The sequence below is a fragment of the Streptomyces sp. NPDC057623 genome, assembly GCF_042800355.1.
GTDB lineage: Bacteria > Actinomycetota > Actinomycetes > Streptomycetales > Streptomycetaceae > Streptomyces.
In genome coordinates this window covers 103,937-119,518 of the sequence record NZ_JBHVGZ010000003.1, presented here as the reverse complement: position 1 = coordinate 119,518, position 15,582 = coordinate 103,937, and the positions used below count along the sequence as shown (strand labels likewise).

At 70.5% G+C, this 15,582-nt stretch carries 15 protein-coding genes and 1 tRNA gene; 11 read left to right on the top strand and 5 right to left on the bottom strand.

Annotated features, from left to right (window positions below):
* Nucleotides 1-298: 298 nt before the first annotated feature.
* From ACFU95_RS04820 to ACFU95_RS04810, 3 genes are all read left to right on the top strand, one after another.
* On the top strand, nt 299-664 hold the full coding sequence (locus ACFU95_RS04820; RefSeq protein WP_383821718.1) for a hypothetical protein: 366 nt from the start codon (nt 299-301) through the stop codon (nt 662-664).
* Nucleotides 665-785: 121 nt separating this feature from the next.
* Nucleotides 786-1,370, top strand: a complete 585-nt coding sequence (locus ACFU95_RS04815) for a bifunctional DNA primase/polymerase (protein WP_383821716.1) — start codon at nt 786-788, stop codon at nt 1,368-1,370.
* Nucleotides 1,361-1,434: transfer RNA gene (locus ACFU95_RS04810), tRNA-Lys, on the top strand. The genes ACFU95_RS04815 and ACFU95_RS04810 overlap by 10 nt, the downstream gene beginning before the upstream one ends.
* A gap of 251 nt (nt 1,435-1,685) precedes the next feature.
* On the opposite strand, the gene ACFU95_RS04805 is transcribed toward ACFU95_RS04810, so the two are convergent.
* On the bottom strand, nt 1,686-3,092 hold the full coding sequence (locus ACFU95_RS04805; RefSeq protein WP_383821713.1) for a M6 family metalloprotease domain-containing protein: 1,407 nt from the start codon (nt 3,090-3,092) through the stop codon (nt 1,686-1,688).
* Between the two features lie 387 nt (nt 3,093-3,479).
* Between ACFU95_RS04805 and ACFU95_RS04800 the strand changes: the two genes are divergently transcribed.
* The gene (locus ACFU95_RS04800; protein WP_383821711.1) at nt 3,480-5,303 is read left to right on the top strand and encodes a putative bifunctional diguanylate cyclase/phosphodiesterase; all 1,824 of its coding nucleotides are present in this window, start codon (nt 3,480-3,482) and stop codon (nt 5,301-5,303) included.
* Between the two features lie 19 nt (nt 5,304-5,322).
* Here ACFU95_RS04800 and ACFU95_RS04795 read toward each other — a convergent pair whose 3' ends face one another.
* The 3 genes from ACFU95_RS04795 to ACFU95_RS04785 form a co-directional block, all read right to left on the bottom strand.
* Nucleotides 5,323-6,411: an LLM class flavin-dependent oxidoreductase gene (locus tag ACFU95_RS04795; RefSeq protein ID WP_383821707.1), complete on the bottom strand. Its 1,089-nt coding sequence runs from the start codon at nt 6,409-6,411 to the stop codon at nt 5,323-5,325.
* Nucleotides 6,412-6,619: 208 nt separating this feature from the next.
* Nucleotides 6,620-7,351: a decarboxylase gene (locus ACFU95_RS04790; RefSeq protein ID WP_383821704.1), complete on the bottom strand. Its 732-nt coding sequence runs from the start codon at nt 7,349-7,351 to the stop codon at nt 6,620-6,622.
* A gap of 61 nt (nt 7,352-7,412) precedes the next feature.
* Nucleotides 7,413-8,231 (bottom strand): aspartate/glutamate racemase family protein, encoded by an 819-nt coding sequence (locus tag ACFU95_RS04785; RefSeq protein ID WP_383821701.1) that lies wholly within the window; start codon nt 8,229-8,231, stop codon nt 7,413-7,415.
* A 218-nt stretch (nt 8,232-8,449) separates the two neighbouring features.
* Here ACFU95_RS04785 and ACFU95_RS04780 point away from each other — a divergent pair, with 218 nt between their 5' ends.
* Complete coding sequence (locus ACFU95_RS04780) at nt 8,450-9,433, top strand: D-2-hydroxyacid dehydrogenase (protein ID WP_383821698.1); 984 nt, start codon at nt 8,450-8,452, stop codon at nt 9,431-9,433.
* A gap of 23 nt (nt 9,434-9,456) precedes the next feature.
* Nucleotides 9,457-10,857: an amidase gene (locus tag ACFU95_RS04775; RefSeq protein WP_383821695.1), complete on the top strand. Its 1,401-nt coding sequence runs from the start codon at nt 9,457-9,459 to the stop codon at nt 10,855-10,857.
* Here the strand turns inward: ACFU95_RS04775 and ACFU95_RS04770 are convergent.
* The gene (locus ACFU95_RS04770) at nt 10,838-11,332 is read right to left on the bottom strand and encodes a DUF3830 family protein (RefSeq protein WP_383821693.1); all 495 of its coding nucleotides are present in this window, start codon (nt 11,330-11,332) and stop codon (nt 10,838-10,840) included. The two genes, ACFU95_RS04775 and ACFU95_RS04770, sit on opposite strands and share 20 nt — an antisense overlap.
* A gap of 47 nt (nt 11,333-11,379) precedes the next feature.
* Between ACFU95_RS04770 and ehuB the strand changes: the two genes are divergently transcribed.
* The 5 genes from ehuB to ACFU95_RS04745 all read left to right on the top strand — a co-directional run bounded on the left by ehuB (nt 11,380) and on the right by ACFU95_RS04745 (nt 15,420).
* Nucleotides 11,380-12,309: an ectoine/hydroxyectoine ABC transporter substrate-binding protein EhuB gene (gene ehuB / locus ACFU95_RS04765; RefSeq protein WP_383822244.1), complete on the top strand. Its 930-nt coding sequence runs from the start codon at nt 11,380-11,382 to the stop codon at nt 12,307-12,309.
* Nucleotides 12,309-13,040 carry an ectoine/hydroxyectoine ABC transporter permease subunit EhuC gene (ehuC, locus tag ACFU95_RS04760; RefSeq protein ID WP_383821690.1) on the top strand — a complete coding sequence of 244 codons (732 nt, stop codon included), beginning with the start codon at nt 12,309-12,311 and terminating at the stop codon, nt 13,038-13,040. The genes ehuB and ehuC overlap by 1 nt, the downstream gene beginning before the upstream one ends.
* Nucleotides 13,037-13,687 (top strand): ectoine/hydroxyectoine ABC transporter permease subunit EhuD, encoded by a 651-nt coding sequence (ehuD, locus tag ACFU95_RS04755; protein ID WP_383821687.1) that lies wholly within the window; start codon nt 13,037-13,039, stop codon nt 13,685-13,687. Before ehuC ends, ehuD begins: the two co-directional genes overlap by 4 nt.
* 10 nt (nt 13,688-13,697) lie before the next feature.
* The gene (gene ehuA, locus ACFU95_RS04750; RefSeq protein ID WP_383821685.1) at nt 13,698-14,474 is read left to right on the top strand and encodes an ectoine/hydroxyectoine ABC transporter ATP-binding protein EhuA; all 777 of its coding nucleotides are present in this window, start codon (nt 13,698-13,700) and stop codon (nt 14,472-14,474) included.
* Between the two features lie 187 nt (nt 14,475-14,661).
* Entirely contained in the window at nt 14,662-15,420 is a 759-nt protein-coding gene (locus ACFU95_RS04745; protein WP_383821683.1) for an IclR family transcriptional regulator, read from the top strand.
* Nucleotides 15,421-15,582: the final 162 nt, after the last annotated feature.

Here is a 15,582-nt window from a genome sequence, read left to right as displayed (position 1 = left end):
TCCGGCACGCCGCCGCAGGCGGCCGAAGAACACAGCCCGGACGGCTGGGAGGCGAATCACGCGGTTCTCGCTCGGCTGGCCGAGCACCGGGTCGCATGGTGGAGCGGCTGAGTCCGGTGGTGGTGCGGCCGGGTCTGGGGGCAGAGCGTTCGGGCTGGGCTCGACGCCCACTTGCGTGGGCGCGGGACAATGGACGGTGAACCGGTTCGCTGGAGGGTGGCCGGTTGCGGGGGTCGGTCGCCGGGGAGCAATCAGACCGGTGACGTACCAGATCGGTGACGTAGGAGAAGGAGAAGACATGGCGGAGCCCACGCCGCGTCGGAACGAATCGCGGCTACGCCCCGCGCCCCTGCTCTTCGAGCCCGCGCAGGTGGCCGCGGACCCGGAGCACTTCTTCGACCTGGAGTCGATCGACGACCCGCGGGCGCTGCTGGCTCGGGCGACCGAGCTGACGCAGGCGTTCCGGGCGGCGACGGACCGTGCGGTGGAGTTCCAGGCCATGGCCGCCGCCCAGCTGGCGGACCCCCGGCGGTTCGACCGGCTGACGCCCGCCGACATCGCCGCGCGGGCCGAGTGGACCGAGGACTACGCCAAGAAGATGGTGGAGTTCGGCAGGGATCTGATGCGTGGGGTCGAGGGCCCGGGGCACGTCGACCCGGTCTGACCCACCCGGGGCACTCGATGGCATATGCCAGGCGGGCAAGATACGCCCTGCATCCCCACCCTGTCCCGGTTTCCGGGAACTCTCGGGAACGGCGCGCTCACCGTCGGTAGATGTATTCGCCATGAGCAGCACACGCAACGCCCCGTTCTCGCCCACCTCGCCCGCCTCCCTCACCGCGGACGGCGCCGCCTGGCTCGCCTCCGCAGAACCGTATCCGCGCAGCGCCCAGGCGTTCCGGGACGAGCGGCCGACGGCCCCCGTGGTCCTGTCCTGCGGATCCGCCTTCGACGTGGTGAGCGCACCCGCGGTCTTCGGGCGCCGGATGGTCGACCAGTTATGGGAGGAAGGCCCCGGATCGGGACCGGTGGCGGTGTTCCGGGGCCGGATGCTGCTGTTCGCCGTGCCCGGTACGGCCCAGCGGCTGCCGTCACTGCTGCGCTGGGAGGAACTCGGCCGTGCGGGCGAGGTCCCGGCCCTCCTCTGCCACGGCACCGGAGACGCGGTGACGGTCCCTGGCCGGTCCGGCAGCGACACCCCCTCCGGCGGCCGCTGGCTGGTCGCCCCGGACACCCGTAGTCCCTGGTTGCCGGGGCCCGAGGTGCTGCTCTGGGCGGCCGTGCGGGCGGCTCGGGCTGCCGTTCGGATATCGATTTTTCCCCACCCCGATCAGGGTGCTAATGTCTACGACGTCAGCAGGCGCCGCTAGCTCAGTTGGTTAGAGCAGCTGACTCTTAATCAGCGGGTCCGGGGTTCGAGTCCCTGGCGGCGCACAGACAGTGAAAGCTCCTCGCAACCGCGGGGGGCTTTCGCTTTTGAGGAGACTTCTCCCGGTCCCGCGGAGGAACGCGGTATCAGCGGGTCCGCGGTTCGAGTTCGCGGCGACGCACAGACAGTGGGAGACCCTCGTGGAAACGAGGGGCCTTTCGCCTTGCCCCCCCGGCGCACGAGCGGTCTGCGAGGCGTACCGCTACCACCCGGCGTACATCTGTCCCATCACGCGACCCCTCACCCGGCGCACGCGCTACCCGATCGCCGTGATCTTCACCGTCCACGCCCCCGAAACCGTCCGCCCCTCCACGTCCACCCGCACCCCTTCCTCCGGCACCGTGAAGCTCTCGCCGAGCCCGACCGGCGCGTCCGCGAGCGGTGGATACACGGACTCCTCCCAGCAGGCCTCGCTGCGCGGATGGGCGTCGATCACCTCGACCGGCCCGCCCCCGGACTCCGTCTGGCTCCGCACCCGGTACACCAGCACCCCCTGCCGGCAGGTCCGCATGTCGTTGCCCACCGGGCCGCGCACCTCGAAGGCGAGGGCGCTTTCCGGCCCGGTGGGGACGACGGCGAGCTTGGTCCCGTTGCCCAGCCCGAAGCCGGGCACCACGCCGTACGCTCCGAGTGTGCCGTACGTCCCGGGCTCGGCGCGCGAACCGAAGGCACCGCTGTCATCGAACGCGCCCTGGGCCCCGACGGGGCCGGGCGACCCGGCCGCACCCGTCTGCGCCGGGATCCCGGGCGCCGCCGACAGCGGCTCCAGCGTCAGCCGTACCGGTCCGCCGCCCCGCCCCTGCACACACACCACCTGCCGCGGATCCAGCCATCCGAGCTTCCACTTGTGCCAGCCGAACAGATCCGGGGCCATGCCGAACTGGCTGCCCATCAGGTCCCAGTCACCGACATAGGTGTCCCAGTCACCCTTGCCGTCCACCGGACGGTGGTACAGGTCCGGCAGGTCGAAGACATGGCCGGTCTCGTGGGCGAGGACCAGCCGGTCCGGCGGATGGTTCTCGAAGACCGTGACGACGCGCCGGATGTCCGTGCCGTCGGCCCGCAGCGGAACGTCCAGGTTGACGACCTTCGTGGCGTCCGAGTCGACGCCGGGCGCGTCCGGGTCGGCGACGAAGTAGACGATGTCGTAGCGGGAGAAGTCCACCTGCCGGTCCGCCGCGGCGAGCGCGTCCCGCAGATAGGCGGCCCGGTCGGTGACCCGCCAGTCACGCTGTATGGCGTACGCCGTGGACGGCCTCGGCATGCGGATCCAGTGCCGGAGCGGATGCGGGCGCAGGGTGAACCTGCCGTAGGAGGCGCGTTCGAAGAAGCGGGTGGTGGCCGGGAAGTGGTCGGCCGTCAGTTCGGCGGGTGTCGTCAGGGGGGCGGAGTCCGGGAAGGACAGGAAGACCATGACGGCGTCGAGTTCCCTGGTCGGGCGCGGGTAGGCGGCGTTCCAGGTGTCCAGGCCCTCGGAGTGGTGGGCAGCGGTCCGCTTGAGTGCGCACGGCGCCGTGTCGAACGGTTCGGCGACCGAGGGACCGGCGACCAGGGAGGTCGCGGCGAGCGCCGACATCGTGGTGAACACGGCGGCGGTGCTGCGCAGTCGGGACCGGTCCCGCAACAGGCCCATCCCACGGAGCAGGGGGAACTGACGCGGCACGGGGACCTCCGGAGCGGTTCGCGGGACACCGCACCCAGCCTGTGTCGGATTGTCGTACTACGTCCTGTTCAGCTGCACCGGACGGGTGAGAGGGCCGACCGGTTGTCAGAACCGACACCCCCGAATCGCTCACGGAACGTCACAACTGGTCGGGGGTTCGAAGAAGCTGTCCAGGTGCGGGCAGAAACGATCTGTCAGAAGCGCGCGCCGCGTGGGAACACTGAACAGTAGGTGGAAGGCCCTCGGGCCAGCCTCTATGATCGGCACACTTTCCTGACACTTTCCTGCACGGACACGGCCCGGCGACCACAGGGGGGCACCCCCGTCCACCGGCCGACCATTCCGATGAGACCCATCCGAAGATCGAGTGCACTGCGGGAGCGAGCGGTGAGCGGAACGTCCGAAGGGCCGACGCCCGCGGCAGGCCTCATCAGGGCAGCCGTCACAGAGAGTAACGTACAGTCATCCCCTGGTTCCGGATCGTCCCCTCCCTATTCCTCCGCGTTCTCCGCCGCCCCGCTGGCGATGGCCGTGGTCGATCGCGAGGGCCTGGTGACCGGTGCCAACGCCTCCTTCACCGACCTGCTGGGTACGGCCCCCGGTGAGCTGGCCGGTTCCGTCGCCGCCGACCTGGTGGACCTCGCCTCCGACGCGCGCGCCTGGCACGCGTACCGCGAGGTGCTGCGCGGCCGCCAGGCCCAACTGCGCTGCACACGACGCCTGAAACACCGGGACGGGCACTCCCTGTGGGTGCAGGTCACCGTCGCGCCGCTGCCCGGCGAGGAGCCCTGCGGCGTCCTGCTCTCCGTCGCCGACATCAGCGACCACCGTGAACTCCAGGCACGGCTGCGGCACTTGGAGATGCACGACCCGGTGACCCGGCTGCCCAACCGCACCCTGTTCTTCGAGCGCCTGTCGGCCGCGCTGGAGGTGGAGTCGTACGACGAGAGGGGCACCACCGGGCGAATCGGCCTGTGCTACCTGGACCTTGACGGCTTCATGGCGATCAACGACACGCTCGGCCACCGCGTCGGCGACAAACTGCTGGCCGCCGTGGCCGAACGGCTCACGTGCTGCGCCGAGGAGGCGGGCTTCGCCAGATCGATCCCGCCCCTGGTGGCCCGGCTCGGCGGGGACGAGTTCGCCCTGCTGGTCGAGGACTCGACGGGCACCGAGCAACTGGCCGACCTCGCCGAGTCGGTACTCGCAGCCCTGCGGGCCCCCTTCGACCTGGGCGGCCGGCGTCTGTCGGTGTCGGCCTCGATCGGCGTGGTGGAACGCCAGGCGGCCGGCACCACCCCCACCGCCCTGATGGCGGCCGCGGACACGACGCTGTACTGGGCGAAGGCCGACGGCAAGGACCGCTGGACGCTCTTCGACCCCGAACGCAACGCCCACCTCATGACCCGCCAGGCCCTCGCCTCCACGCTCCGCCCCGCCATCGAGCGCGGGGAATTCGCCCTGGAGTACCAGCCGTTGGTCAGCATGGAGGACGGCCGGCTGCGCGGCGTCGAGGCACTTGTCCGCTGGAATCATCCTCAGTTCGGCGTACTGGCGCCGAATCGGTTCATCGGACTGGCCGAGGAGGACGGTTCGATCGTGCCGCTCGGCCGCTGGATCCTCGCGACCGCCTGCCGTCAGGCACAGGCCTGGCAGGTCGCGCACCCCGACGAGCCGCCGATCTTCGTGAGCGTGAACGTCGCCGTCCGCCAGGTCTGGGACTCCGACCTGGTGGCGGACGTGGCCCGGATCCTCGACGAGACCGGACTCGCCCCGCATCTGCTCCAGTTGGAGCTGACCGAGTCGGCCGTGATGGGCTCGGCGGGACGCCCGATCCAGGACCTCCAGGCGCTCAGCGACATGGGGGTGCGCATCGCGATCGACGACTTCGGCACGGGCTATTCGAACCTCGCGTACCTGAGCCGGCTGCCGGTCTCGGTCCTGAAGCTGGACGGTTCCTTCGTACGGGGCTTCCAGTACGAGAGCGACAGCAACGCGGCCGTCCCGCCGAACCCGGCGGACGAGGTCGTCGTCGAGGCGATGATCGATCTGGCCCATCGGCTGGGGCTGACGGTCACCGCGGAGTGCGTGGAGACCCTGGCGCAGGCCTCGCGGCTGCGGCGGATCGGGTGCGACACCGGTCAGGGGTGGCTGTACTCGCGGCCGGTGCCGCCGGATCGTATCTCCGAGCTGCTGGGTGTGCGGGTCTGAACCGTCGCGACGGGTCCGGTCAGGTGGTCGGCAAGTCGTAGGCGTCCGCGATGAGTTCGTACGAGCGCAGGCGTACGTCCATGCCGGGGGCGTTGCTCGTGATCATCAACTCGTCGGCGCCGGTGCGCTTGTGGAGGTCGTCGAGGCCGGCCCGGACCTCGTCGGGGGTGCCGTGGACGACGTTGGCGTTCCACGAGTCGGCGAACTCGCGCTCCAGCGAGGTGAATTCGTGGGCCTCGGCCTCTTCGGGGGTGGGGATGAGGCCGGGGCGGCCGGTGCGCAGGCGGATCATGCTGAGGGCGGCGGCCTTGACCTGGCGGCGGGCCTCCCTCTCCTCCTCGGTGGCGAGGGCGGAGACACCGATGAGGGCGTACGGGCGGTCGAGGACGGCCGACGGCTGGAAGGACTCCCGGTACAGGTCCAGGGCCGGGATGGTGTTCTGTGCCGAGAAGTGGTGCGCGAAGGCGAAGGGCAGGCCGAGGACCGCGGCGAGGCGGGCGCTGAAGCCGGAGGAGCCGAGCAGCCAGATCGGGGGGCGGTGCGGGGACTGGACGCCGCCGGGTGACGTCGACTGGACGGGGCCGGGGACGGCGTGGATACGGCGGTAGGGGTGACCGTCCGGGAAGTCGTCGTCGAGGAAGCGGGTGAGCTCCGCGAGCTGTTCGGGGAATTCGTCGGCGCCTGAGTGAATGGGGTCCGTGCGGCGGAGGGCGGCTGATGTGGCGCCGTCCGTGCCGGGGGCGCGGCCGAGGCCGAGGTCGATGCGGCCGGGGGCCATGGCCTCCAGGGTGCCGAACTGTTCCGCGATGACGAGGGGGGCGTGGTTCGGGAGCATCACGCCGCCGGAGCCGAGGCGTATGCGGGTGGTGTGGGCTGCTATGTGGGCGAGGATCACGGCGGGGGACGAGGACGCCACGCCGGGCATGGAGTGGTGTTCGGCGACCCAGTAGCGGTGGAAGCCGCGGGACTCCGCGAGGCGGGCGAGGTCGACGCTGGTGCGCAGGGCGTCGGTGGCGGTGTGGCCGGAGCTGACCGTGACCAGGTCGAGTACGGAGAGGGGGGCCGGGGCGGTGCCGTGTGCGGTGCCTCGGGTCTCGTCTGCCGGCACTTGTGCCTCCTGCGTTTGCCGTGTGGTGTGCGATCGGCGTTAACAGGAGGGGGGCTCCGGTTTATTCCCTCGCCCCCGCCGCTCCTACCCGTCCCATCTTCCGAAGGGGCTCCGCCCCTGCCACCCCGCCAGGGGGCTGCCGCCCCCTGGACCCCCGCTTTCGGCCCTGAAGGGGCCTCGTCCTCAGACGCCGGACGGGCTGAAAGACCTAGACCTGCACGATCGGCTCCCTGGTGAAGAGCGCGCCCAGTGCCGGGGCGTTCACTCGGCGGTCCGTCAGCCTCAGGGCCTCCCAGACCGTGACCTGGTTGGCGGTGAGGACCGGCTTGGAGAGGTGCTGTTCCAGGGCCGGGAGGTGGGAGGCGGTGTGCAGGGCCGTGTCGGGGAGCAGGATCGCCTCGGCGTCGGGGTGGTCCGCCTCCCTCGCCAGGGCGAACAGCTCCTTCTCGCCCCAGGTGCCGACCTCGACGGCGGTGATGATGCCGGAGCCGCGCACCGACACCACCTCCGTACCGGCCGCGCGCAGGAAGTCCGCGAAGAGCCCGGCCACGTCGTCCGGGTACGTCGCGCCGATCGCCACCCGCCCCACCCCCAGCTCCTGGACCGCGTGTGCGAAGGCGAAGGACGTCGAGGACGCGGGCATACCGGCTGTGACGGCCAGGTTGCGTACCTGCTCGTGGGCGCCCTCCCAGCCGTAGACGAAGCTGCCGCTCGTGCAGGCCCACACCACCGCCTCGGCGCCGGTCAGCCGCAGGGCCTCCACGCCCGCCGCGAGCCGCTCCGCGGAACCCATCCGCAGCAGCGCGTCCACCCGGTGCGCGTCCTCGCCGATGTCGGTGTGCACCAGGTCGAGCCGGATGTCGCTGGCGAGCAGTTGTTCGATGCGGGGATAGTCGTCCTCGGCGGAGTGGCCCGGGTAGAGAAATCCGAGTGCGGTCATGTCAGCCTTCCTGCTGCTCGCTGCGTCTGCTCGCTGGGCCTGGTACTAGTGCCCGCTTCTCCTACTGCTGTTCCTGCTCGGGTACATCCGGCACCTCAGGAAGCGCCGCACCGCCGGGCGCAGCCGGGTCGATCCGTGCCGCCGGATCGATCAGCGCCTGATACGGCCCCACCGCGCGAGTACCCAGCCGACGCAGCGCAGCCCACATCGTCACCTGGTTGGCCGAGAGCACCGGTATGCGCAGTTCCGCCTCCAGCTGGGGGATCACGTCGTAGGTGGGCAGGTTGGTGCAGCTGATGAAGAGGGCCTCGGCGTCACGGCGTACGGCCTGGCGGGCCATGTCCGCCACATCGCGGTACGGCACCTTCCAGATGTGCCGGGTCAGCCCCATGAAGGCACACCCCGTGACCACGGTCCCCGCCTCCGCGACGTACTCCTCCAGCGCCCGCGTCACCGACACGGTGTACGGGGTCACCAGGGCCACACGGCGTACGCCGAGCTCGGTCAGCGCCTCCAGGAGGGCGCCGGAGGTGGTGACCGACGGCACCGCGCCCGACCGGGTCATCGCCTCGCACATCGCCCGCTCGCCCGCGATGCCGCCGACGAAGCTGCCGGAGGTACAGGCGTACGCGACCACCTCGGGCGCGACCGCGGTCAGGGTGCGGACGCCGTCGCTCAGCGTCTCGTGCTCACTGACGAGGCGGGCCAGATCGAGGCTGACCTCGACCGGCACGTAGGGCGTTCGGGTCAGGTGCAGCGAGACCTCGTCCGGCACCCAGCGCCAGAGCTCCCGGTCCAGCGCGAAGTCGAAAGGAGCGACGACTCCGACCCCACGCTGGGGTCGAGGTCCGCCGAGGAAGGAGATGTCCAGGCTGCTCATCGCAGGCACCGCCCTCACTACGAGATACGGGTGAGCAACGGACCGTGTGTACGCCCGTGTTGACGAAGGTAGGTTCGGGTGCGAGCGTGGTCAAACCTCGCATGTCAGACGGCCGTCCGTCGCAGTGGATCGACGGGGAACGGCCTCTGCGCACCCCAGGAGAACGCCCCGCGCACAACCGCCCGACGCCCCCGCCGACCCCGGAGAGACGACCCCGCATGACCGCACGCACCCCCGGTCCGCCGCACGCCTCCGACCCCCCGCCCACGCTCCTCGTCCTCGACGACGATCCCCTCCCCCGCCTCGGCCGCCTCACCGGCCGCGCCCGCGTCGAGCACGCGAGCGAGGAGACCCTGGCCGAGCGGCTGCCGCACGCCGACGTGCTGCTGGTCTGGGACTTCACCTCCCACGCCGTGCGCCACGCCTGGCCCGGCGCGGGCCCTCGGCCGCGCTGGGTGCACACGGCGAGTGCCGGCGTGGACCATCTGATGTGCCCGGAGCTCACCGAGTCCGACACCGTGGTCACCAACGCGCGCGGGGTCTTCGACCAGCCGATCGCCGAGTACGTCGCCGCCCTGGTGCTGGCGATGGCGAAGGACCTGCCGAGGACCCTGGAGCTTCAGGGTGCCCGGGAGTGGCGGCACCGGGAGGGGCAGCGTGTCGGCGGCACGCGCGCGTGCGTGGTGGGGTCCGGGCCCATCGGCCGGGCGATCGCCCGCACCCTCAAGGCCCTGGACATCACCACCGCGCTGGTCGGCCGGGCCCCGCGCACCGGCATCCACGGTCCCGAGGACCTCGACCGGCTGATCGCCCGCGCCGACTGGGTGATCGCGGCCGCGCCGCTCACCGAGCAGACGCACGGCATGTTCGACGCCCGTCGCTTCGGGGTCATGCAGCCGTCCGCGCGGTTCGTCAACGTCGGGCGCGGGCAGCTTGTCGTCGAGGACGACCTGGTCGACGCACTCGCCAAGCGGTGGATCGCGGGGGCGGCGCTCGATGTCTTCGAACATGAGCCCCTCACCCCCGAGAGCCCGTTGTGGGAGGTTCCGAATCTGATCGTCTCGCCGCACATGAGCGGGGACACGATCGGCTGGCGGGATGAACTCGGCCGTCAGTTCGTGGAGTTGTACGAGAGGTGGGAGGCGGGCAGGCCACTGCTGAACGTGGTCGACAAGCAGCGTGGGTACGTACCCGGACGCTGATGTCTACGGCTGGAGGGCGACGCATGACGGATCTCACCGAACTGACCGCCGTACAACTCCTCGACGGCTACCGCAAAGGAGAGTTCAGCCCCGTCGACGCCACCCGCGCGACCCTGGAGCGGGCCGAACGGATCCAGCCGGAGGTCAACGCCTTCACACGGCTCACGGCCGACGAGGCCCTCGCACGGGCCGGCGAGTCGACCGAGCGCTGGCGGCGCGGCGAACCGGCCGGTCTGGTCGACGGGGTCCCGGTCACCGTGAAGGACATCCTGCTGATGCGCGGCGGGCCGACGCGGAAGGGCTCGAAGACCATCCCGGAGCAGGGCCGTTGGGACGAGGACGCCCCCTCCGTGGCCCGACTGCGCGCGCACGGCGCCGTCTTCCTCGGCAAGACGACCACCCCCGAGTTCGGCTGGAAGGGCGTCACCGACTCGCCGCTGGCCGGAGTCACCCGCAACCCGTACGACCCGACCCGCACCGCGGGTGGCTCCAGCGGCGGTGCGGGGGCCGCGGTCGCGCTCGGCGCGGGGCCGCTCGCGCTCGGCACCGACGGCGGCGGGAGCGTGCGCATTCCGGCGGCCTTCTGCGGAGTCTTCGGCCTGAAACCGACGTACGGCCGTGTCCCGCTGTACCCGGCGAGCGCCTTCGGCACGCTGGCGCACGTCGGTCCGATGACCCGTGACGCGGCCGACGCGGCCCTGCTCCTGGACGTCATCGGCACGCCCGACTCGCGTGACTGGTCGGCGCTCCCACCGGCGCCGGGCTCCTTCGCGGCCGGCCTGAGCGGCGGAGTGCGGGGGCTGCGCGTCGCCTACTCGCCCTCCTTCGGCGGCCAGGTGGCGGTGCGTCCCGCGGTCGCGGCGGCGGTGCGGCGGGCGGTGGAGCGGCTGGCGGGGCTGGGGGCGTACGTCGAGGAGACCGACCCCGACTTCACCGATCCGGTGGACGCCTTCCACGCCCTGTGGTTCACGGGGGCGGCCCGGGTGACCCAGCATCTCGGCCCGCACCAGCGGGAGTTGCTCGACCCGGGGCTGCGGGAGATCTGCGATGCCGGCGCCCGGCTCACCGCGCTCGACTATCTGGCCGCGGTGGACGTCCGCATGGAGCTCGGCCGCCGGATGGGCCGCTTCCACGACACCTACGACCTCCTCGTCACCCCGACCCTCCCGCTCACGGCCTTCGAGGCGGGCGCCGAGGTCCCGAAGGGTTCGGGGCATCGCCGGTGGACCGGCTGGACCCCGTTCACCTACCCCTTCAACCTGACCCAGCAGCCGGCGGCCACCGTCCCCGTCGGCACCGACGGGGACGGCCTGCCGATCGGCCTGCAGCTCGTGGCCGCCCGGCACCGGGACGAACTCGTCCTGCGAGCGGCGCACGCGCTCTACGAGGCCGGGATCGCCGGGATCACGCCCTCCGGAAGCTGAGGGACTCCCCCAGCGCCCCGGACCGCCACAGGTCGTTGCAGCCCTGGGCCATCTCCTCCAGGCCCTCCACGATCTGGCCCCAGACGATGCCGGGCACCCAGCCCACGTCACCGTTCAGGAGCAGGTTGTTGCGCTCGTAGAACAGGGCCAGGTCGACGACCGTCGTGCCGGGGCGGACCTCACGGTCGTAGCCGTAGGACTTGCTGCCCAGCTCCGTACCCGCGAAGGCGAAATAGCACAGATCGCCCGGGATGGGGGTGACTGTCGGGTTTTCCAGGGGCGGCTCCGTTTCCGCGAAGGGCGGGAAGAGGGCGTAGATCTCGTTGCGGGCGTATTTCGCGTGGTAGACGTCGCCGGCCAGGGGCAGGGCGTCCCAGACGGCCGCGCAGGTGAGCGGGGCTCGGTCGTCCAGGAGTTTGGCGGTGCAGTGGATGCCCCGCTTGACCAGCGACACCTCGATGAACCGTTCAGTCATGCCTTCCACTGTGCATACATCGCATGGACTCGGGTAGCCGCGCCGCCATGGCTCCACCACTGGAACATGTCGAGACACAAGTCGGACACAGATCGGGCACCCCAACTCGCCGGTCGCTGCTCGCGGGGGTGGCGGCGCTCGGCGCGCTGGGCGCGGCAGGCTGCTCACGCGTGGCCACGGCCTCCACCAAGGAGGGCGGTGAACTGCTCGACCGGCTACGGGCCGCCGGCGTCGTACGGCTCGGCATCGCGGGCGAGATTCCCTTCGGGTACATCGACACGAACGGTGAACTCACCGGCGAGGCGCCCGAGCTGGCGAGGGTCATCTTCAAGCGGCTCGGCGTGGACCGGGTACAGCCCGTGCCCACCGAGTTCGGATCGCTGATACCCGGGCTGCGCTCGCAGCAGTTCGACGTCGTCGCCGCCGGGATGTACGTCAACCCCGAGCGCTGTGAGCAGGTCATCTTCTCCGATCCCGACTACCAGATGCTCGACTCCTTCATCGTGCGCAAGGGCAACCCGAAGGGGCTGCACGACTACAAGGACGTCGTCGGGAAGAAGGCGAAGTTCGCCACCGGGACCGGCTATGCCGAGATCCAGTACGCCGTCGAGGCGGGGTACAAGGAGAGCGACATCCTGATCGTGCCGGACCAGGTCGCGGGACTGAACGCCGTCGAGGCGGGGCGTGTGGACGTCTTCGCCGGTACGGCGCTCACCGCCCGTGAGGTCGTCAAGAAGTCGGCCAAGGCGGAGGCCACCAAGGCCTTCGCGCCCCTCGTCGGCGGGAAACCGCACGTCGACGGCGGCGCGTTCGCCTTCCGGCCGACCGAGACCACGCTGCGGGACGCCTTCAACGTCGAGCTGCACAAGCTCAAGAAGAGCGGCGAGCTGTTCCGCATCCTCAAGCCGTTCGGCTTCACCGAGGCCGAGATGACCGACCTCACCGCGAAGGAGCTGTGCGCAGGGGGGACGGGCTGATGACCTCGGGACTCTGGGAACTCGTACTCGAAGGGATCTGGGTCACCGTCCAGTTGCTGGTCCTGAGCGGACTGGTGGCCACGGTGGTCGCCTTCGGGGTCGGCATGGCCCGCACCCACCGGCTGTGGATCGTCCGCTTCCTCGCGGGCGTCTACACCGAGGTGTTCCGCGGGACCTCCGCCCTGATCATGATCTTCTGGGTGTTCTTCGTACTGCCGGTCGCCTTCGGCTGGCAGCTGGTCCCGCTGTGGGCCGGCACCCTCGCGCTCGGACTGACCTACGGGGCGTACGGCGCCGAGATCGTGCGCGGCGCCCTCAACTCGGTCGACCCGGCGCAGCGGGAGGGCGGGATCGCGCTCAGCTTCACGCCGTGGCAGCGGATGCGGCTGATCCTGCTGCCGCAGGCGGTGCCGGAGATGATCCCGCCGTTCTCCAACCTGCTGATCGAGCTGCTCAAGGGCACCGCGCTGGTGTCCGTCATCGGCATGGGCGACCTGACCTTCAGCGCCAACCTGGTGCGCCTCGCACTCCAGGAGAGCACGGAGATCTACACATACGTCCTGCTGATCTACTTCGCCATCGCCTTCCTGCTCACGCGCGGGATGCGCGGACTGGAACGCAAGCTCAAGACCGGCGTCGGCAAGCAGGTCGGGCGCACTCCCGACCAGGAGCTGCACCGTCCTGAGACGACGGGTGTGGGCGCGGGCGGTTCTCTCGGAGGCGTGTCATGACCTGGGACTGGGGCGCTGTCGCCGACTTCATGCCGAAGTTCTGGGACGGGCTGCTGCTGACGCTGCAGATCCTGGCCCTCGGCTCACTGATCTCGTTCGCGCTGGGGCTGGTGTGGGCGCTGCTGATGCGCACGCCGTCCCGCTGGGTGCGCTGGCCGGTCGGGGCGGTCACGGAGTTCATCCGCAACACCCCGCTGCTGGTGCAGCTTTTCTTCTTCTTCTACGTGCTGCCCGAGTGGGGCCTGACGTGGCCGGCGCTGACCACCGGCATCTGCGCGATCGGGCTGCACTACTCGACGTACACGATGCAGGTCTACCGCGCCGGCATCGAGGCGGTGCCCGCCGGCCAGTGGGAGGCCGCGACGGCGCTGAACCTGTCGGTGACCAGGACGTGGCGGGTGGTGATCCTGCCGCAGGCGATCCGCCGGGTCGTGCCGGCCCTCGGCAACTACGTCATCGCGATGCTCAAGGACACACCGATCCTGATGACGATCACGGTCATGGAGATGCTCGGCGCGGCGCGGCTGTTCGCGCAGCAGAACTTCCAGTTCACCGAGCCCCTGACGGTCATCGGTGTGGCCTTCATCCTCATCGCCTATCCGGCCTCCCTTCTCGTACGAGCCCTGGAGCGACGCCTTGTCCGCTGACACGCCTCTGATGAAAGATCCCGACGCGAGCGCCAACCCGCCGGTGGACGGCAGCGAGCTGATCCGCTTCGACCACGTCACCAAGCGCTTCGGGTCCAACACGGTCCTCGACCAGCTCGACTTCTCCGTCGAGTCCGGCAAGCACGTCACCCTGATCGGCCCGTCCGGCTCCGGCAAGACGACGATCCTGCGACTGCTGATGACCCTGCTCAAGCCGGACGAGGGCACGATCACGGTGGCCGGGGAGAAGCTCTTCCCGGCCCCTGAGAAGCAGGTCCGCGAGGTCCGCAAGAACATCGGGATGGTCTTCCAGCAGTTCAACCTGTTCCCGAACATGTCGGTGCTGCGCAACATCACCGAGGCCCCGGTCACGGTCCTCGGCCTGTCCAAGGACGAGGCGGAGGCGCGCGCCCGTGAGCTGCTGGAGATGGTGGGCCTCGCCGACAAGTGCGACTCCCGCCCGACCCAGTTGTCGGGCGGTCAGCAGCAGCGGGTCGCGATCGCGCGGGCACTGGCCATGCGACCGCAGGTGCTGCTGCTCGACGAGGTGACCTCCGCGCTGGACCCGGAGCTGGTCGCGGGCGTCCTCGACGTGCTGCGGGACATCGCCCGCACCACCGACATCACGATGCTCTGCGTGACCCACGAGATGAATTTCGCCCGGGACATCTCGGACCAGGTCCTGATGTTCGACGCCGGCCGGGTCATCGAGTCCGGCAGCCCGGAGAAGATGTTCAACGACCCCGAGAAGGACCGCACCCGGGAGTTCCTCAGCGCTGTGCTGTGAGTCCGCGCCGGGCCCATACCCCTGACATATGCCAGAGTGCTACCCCCGCAGTTGAGGGCATCGCAATCTCGTCAACAACCGCTCACTACAAGCCGCTTGCCCGTTATCGTGAAGGGGATTGCGTGAAGAGGATTGGCTGACACGAACCCGGATCGATGAGAAGCGACGTGCAACCGCAGGGGGAACCGTGGCGCTGCAGCACGAGCCGACGACGCCGCACCACTCGGCCCAGGACGCCCTGCGCGTCCTGGAGACCGTGGTGCGGCACAGCACCGGAGTCACCGACACCGAGCTCGCCCGGCACACGGGCATCGACCCGGAGCGCCTGACCAGCCTCCTGCTGATGCTGCGCCGCGAGGGCTACGTCGAGCAGGTCGGCGACGGGGCGTACGTCACGGGCGACGCCCTCACCCGCCTCGGTTCCGCGCAGGGCCGCGAGCAGGCCCTGCGCGAGAACCTCCAGCGCACCCTGGACCGGCTGCGCGACTCGGTCGGCGCCGCCGTGTACATCAGCCGGTACGTCGACGGCGAGATCAGGATCGACCAGATCGCCGCCGGTCCGGCCACCCCCGTGGTCAACGAGTGGGTCGACTTCCGCTACTCCGCCCACGCCACCGCGATCGGCAAGAGCCTGCTCGGCCAGCTCGACCACGACGGCCGGCGCGATCATCTCTCCCGCCACAAGATGGCCCGTCTCACCTCCCGCACGATCACCAGCGACCGGGTCCTGCTCTCCCGCCTGGAGTCCCAGCCGGCGACGGTCCCCCACCTCGACCTCCAGGAGTACGCGGTGGGCACGGTGTGCGCGGCGGTCCCGATCACGGCCGGTTCGTCGGTGGGCTGCCTGGCCCTGTCACTCCCGGTCGAGCACGCCCACCGGCTGCGCCAGGCGGCGGACGCCCTGAACCGGAACGCGGCGCCGGTACTGCTGTCGCTGGCGATCTAGACCCGTCCCGGGTGGTCCGAAGCACCCCTCGGGACCAGGTAGTATTTTCTTCGTCGCCAGCCGCGAACCCCCTGGGAACGCAGTCGGCGGGAGTCATGCGCCGCTAGCTCAGTTGGTTAGAGCAGCTGACTCTTAATCAGCGGGTCCGGGGTTCGAGTCCCT

Excerpts from the sequence above, each read along its gene's own strand:
- ACFU95_RS04775 (WP_383821695.1), top strand. The coding sequence starts at position 9,457 with ATGACGGATCTCACCGAACTGACCGCCGTACAACTCCTCGACGGCTAC.
- ehuD (WP_383821687.1), top strand. The coding sequence starts at position 13,037 with ATGACCTGGGACTGGGGCGCTGTCGCCGACTTCATGCCGAAGTTCTGG.
- ACFU95_RS04770 (WP_383821693.1), bottom strand. The coding sequence starts at position 11,332 with ATGACTGAACGGTTCATCGAGGTGTCGCTGGTCAAGCGGGGCATCCAC.
- ACFU95_RS04790 (WP_383821704.1), bottom strand. The coding sequence starts at position 7,351 with ATGACCGCACTCGGATTTCTCTACCCGGGCCACTCCGCCGAGGACGAC.
- ehuA (WP_383821685.1), top strand. The coding sequence starts at position 13,698 with ATGAAAGATCCCGACGCGAGCGCCAACCCGCCGGTGGACGGCAGCGAG.
- ehuC (WP_383821690.1), top strand. The coding sequence starts at position 12,309 with ATGACCTCGGGACTCTGGGAACTCGTACTCGAAGGGATCTGGGTCACC.
- ehuB (WP_383822244.1), top strand. The coding sequence starts at position 11,380 with ATGGCTCCACCACTGGAACATGTCGAGACACAAGTCGGACACAGATCG.
- ACFU95_RS04820 (WP_383821718.1), top strand. The coding sequence starts at position 299 with ATGGCGGAGCCCACGCCGCGTCGGAACGAATCGCGGCTACGCCCCGCG.
- ACFU95_RS04815 (WP_383821716.1), top strand. The coding sequence starts at position 786 with ATGAGCAGCACACGCAACGCCCCGTTCTCGCCCACCTCGCCCGCCTCC.
- ACFU95_RS04785 (WP_383821701.1), bottom strand. The coding sequence starts at position 8,231 with ATGAGCAGCCTGGACATCTCCTTCCTCGGCGGACCTCGACCCCAGCGT.
- ACFU95_RS04780 (WP_383821698.1), top strand. The coding sequence starts at position 8,450 with ATGACCGCACGCACCCCCGGTCCGCCGCACGCCTCCGACCCCCCGCCC.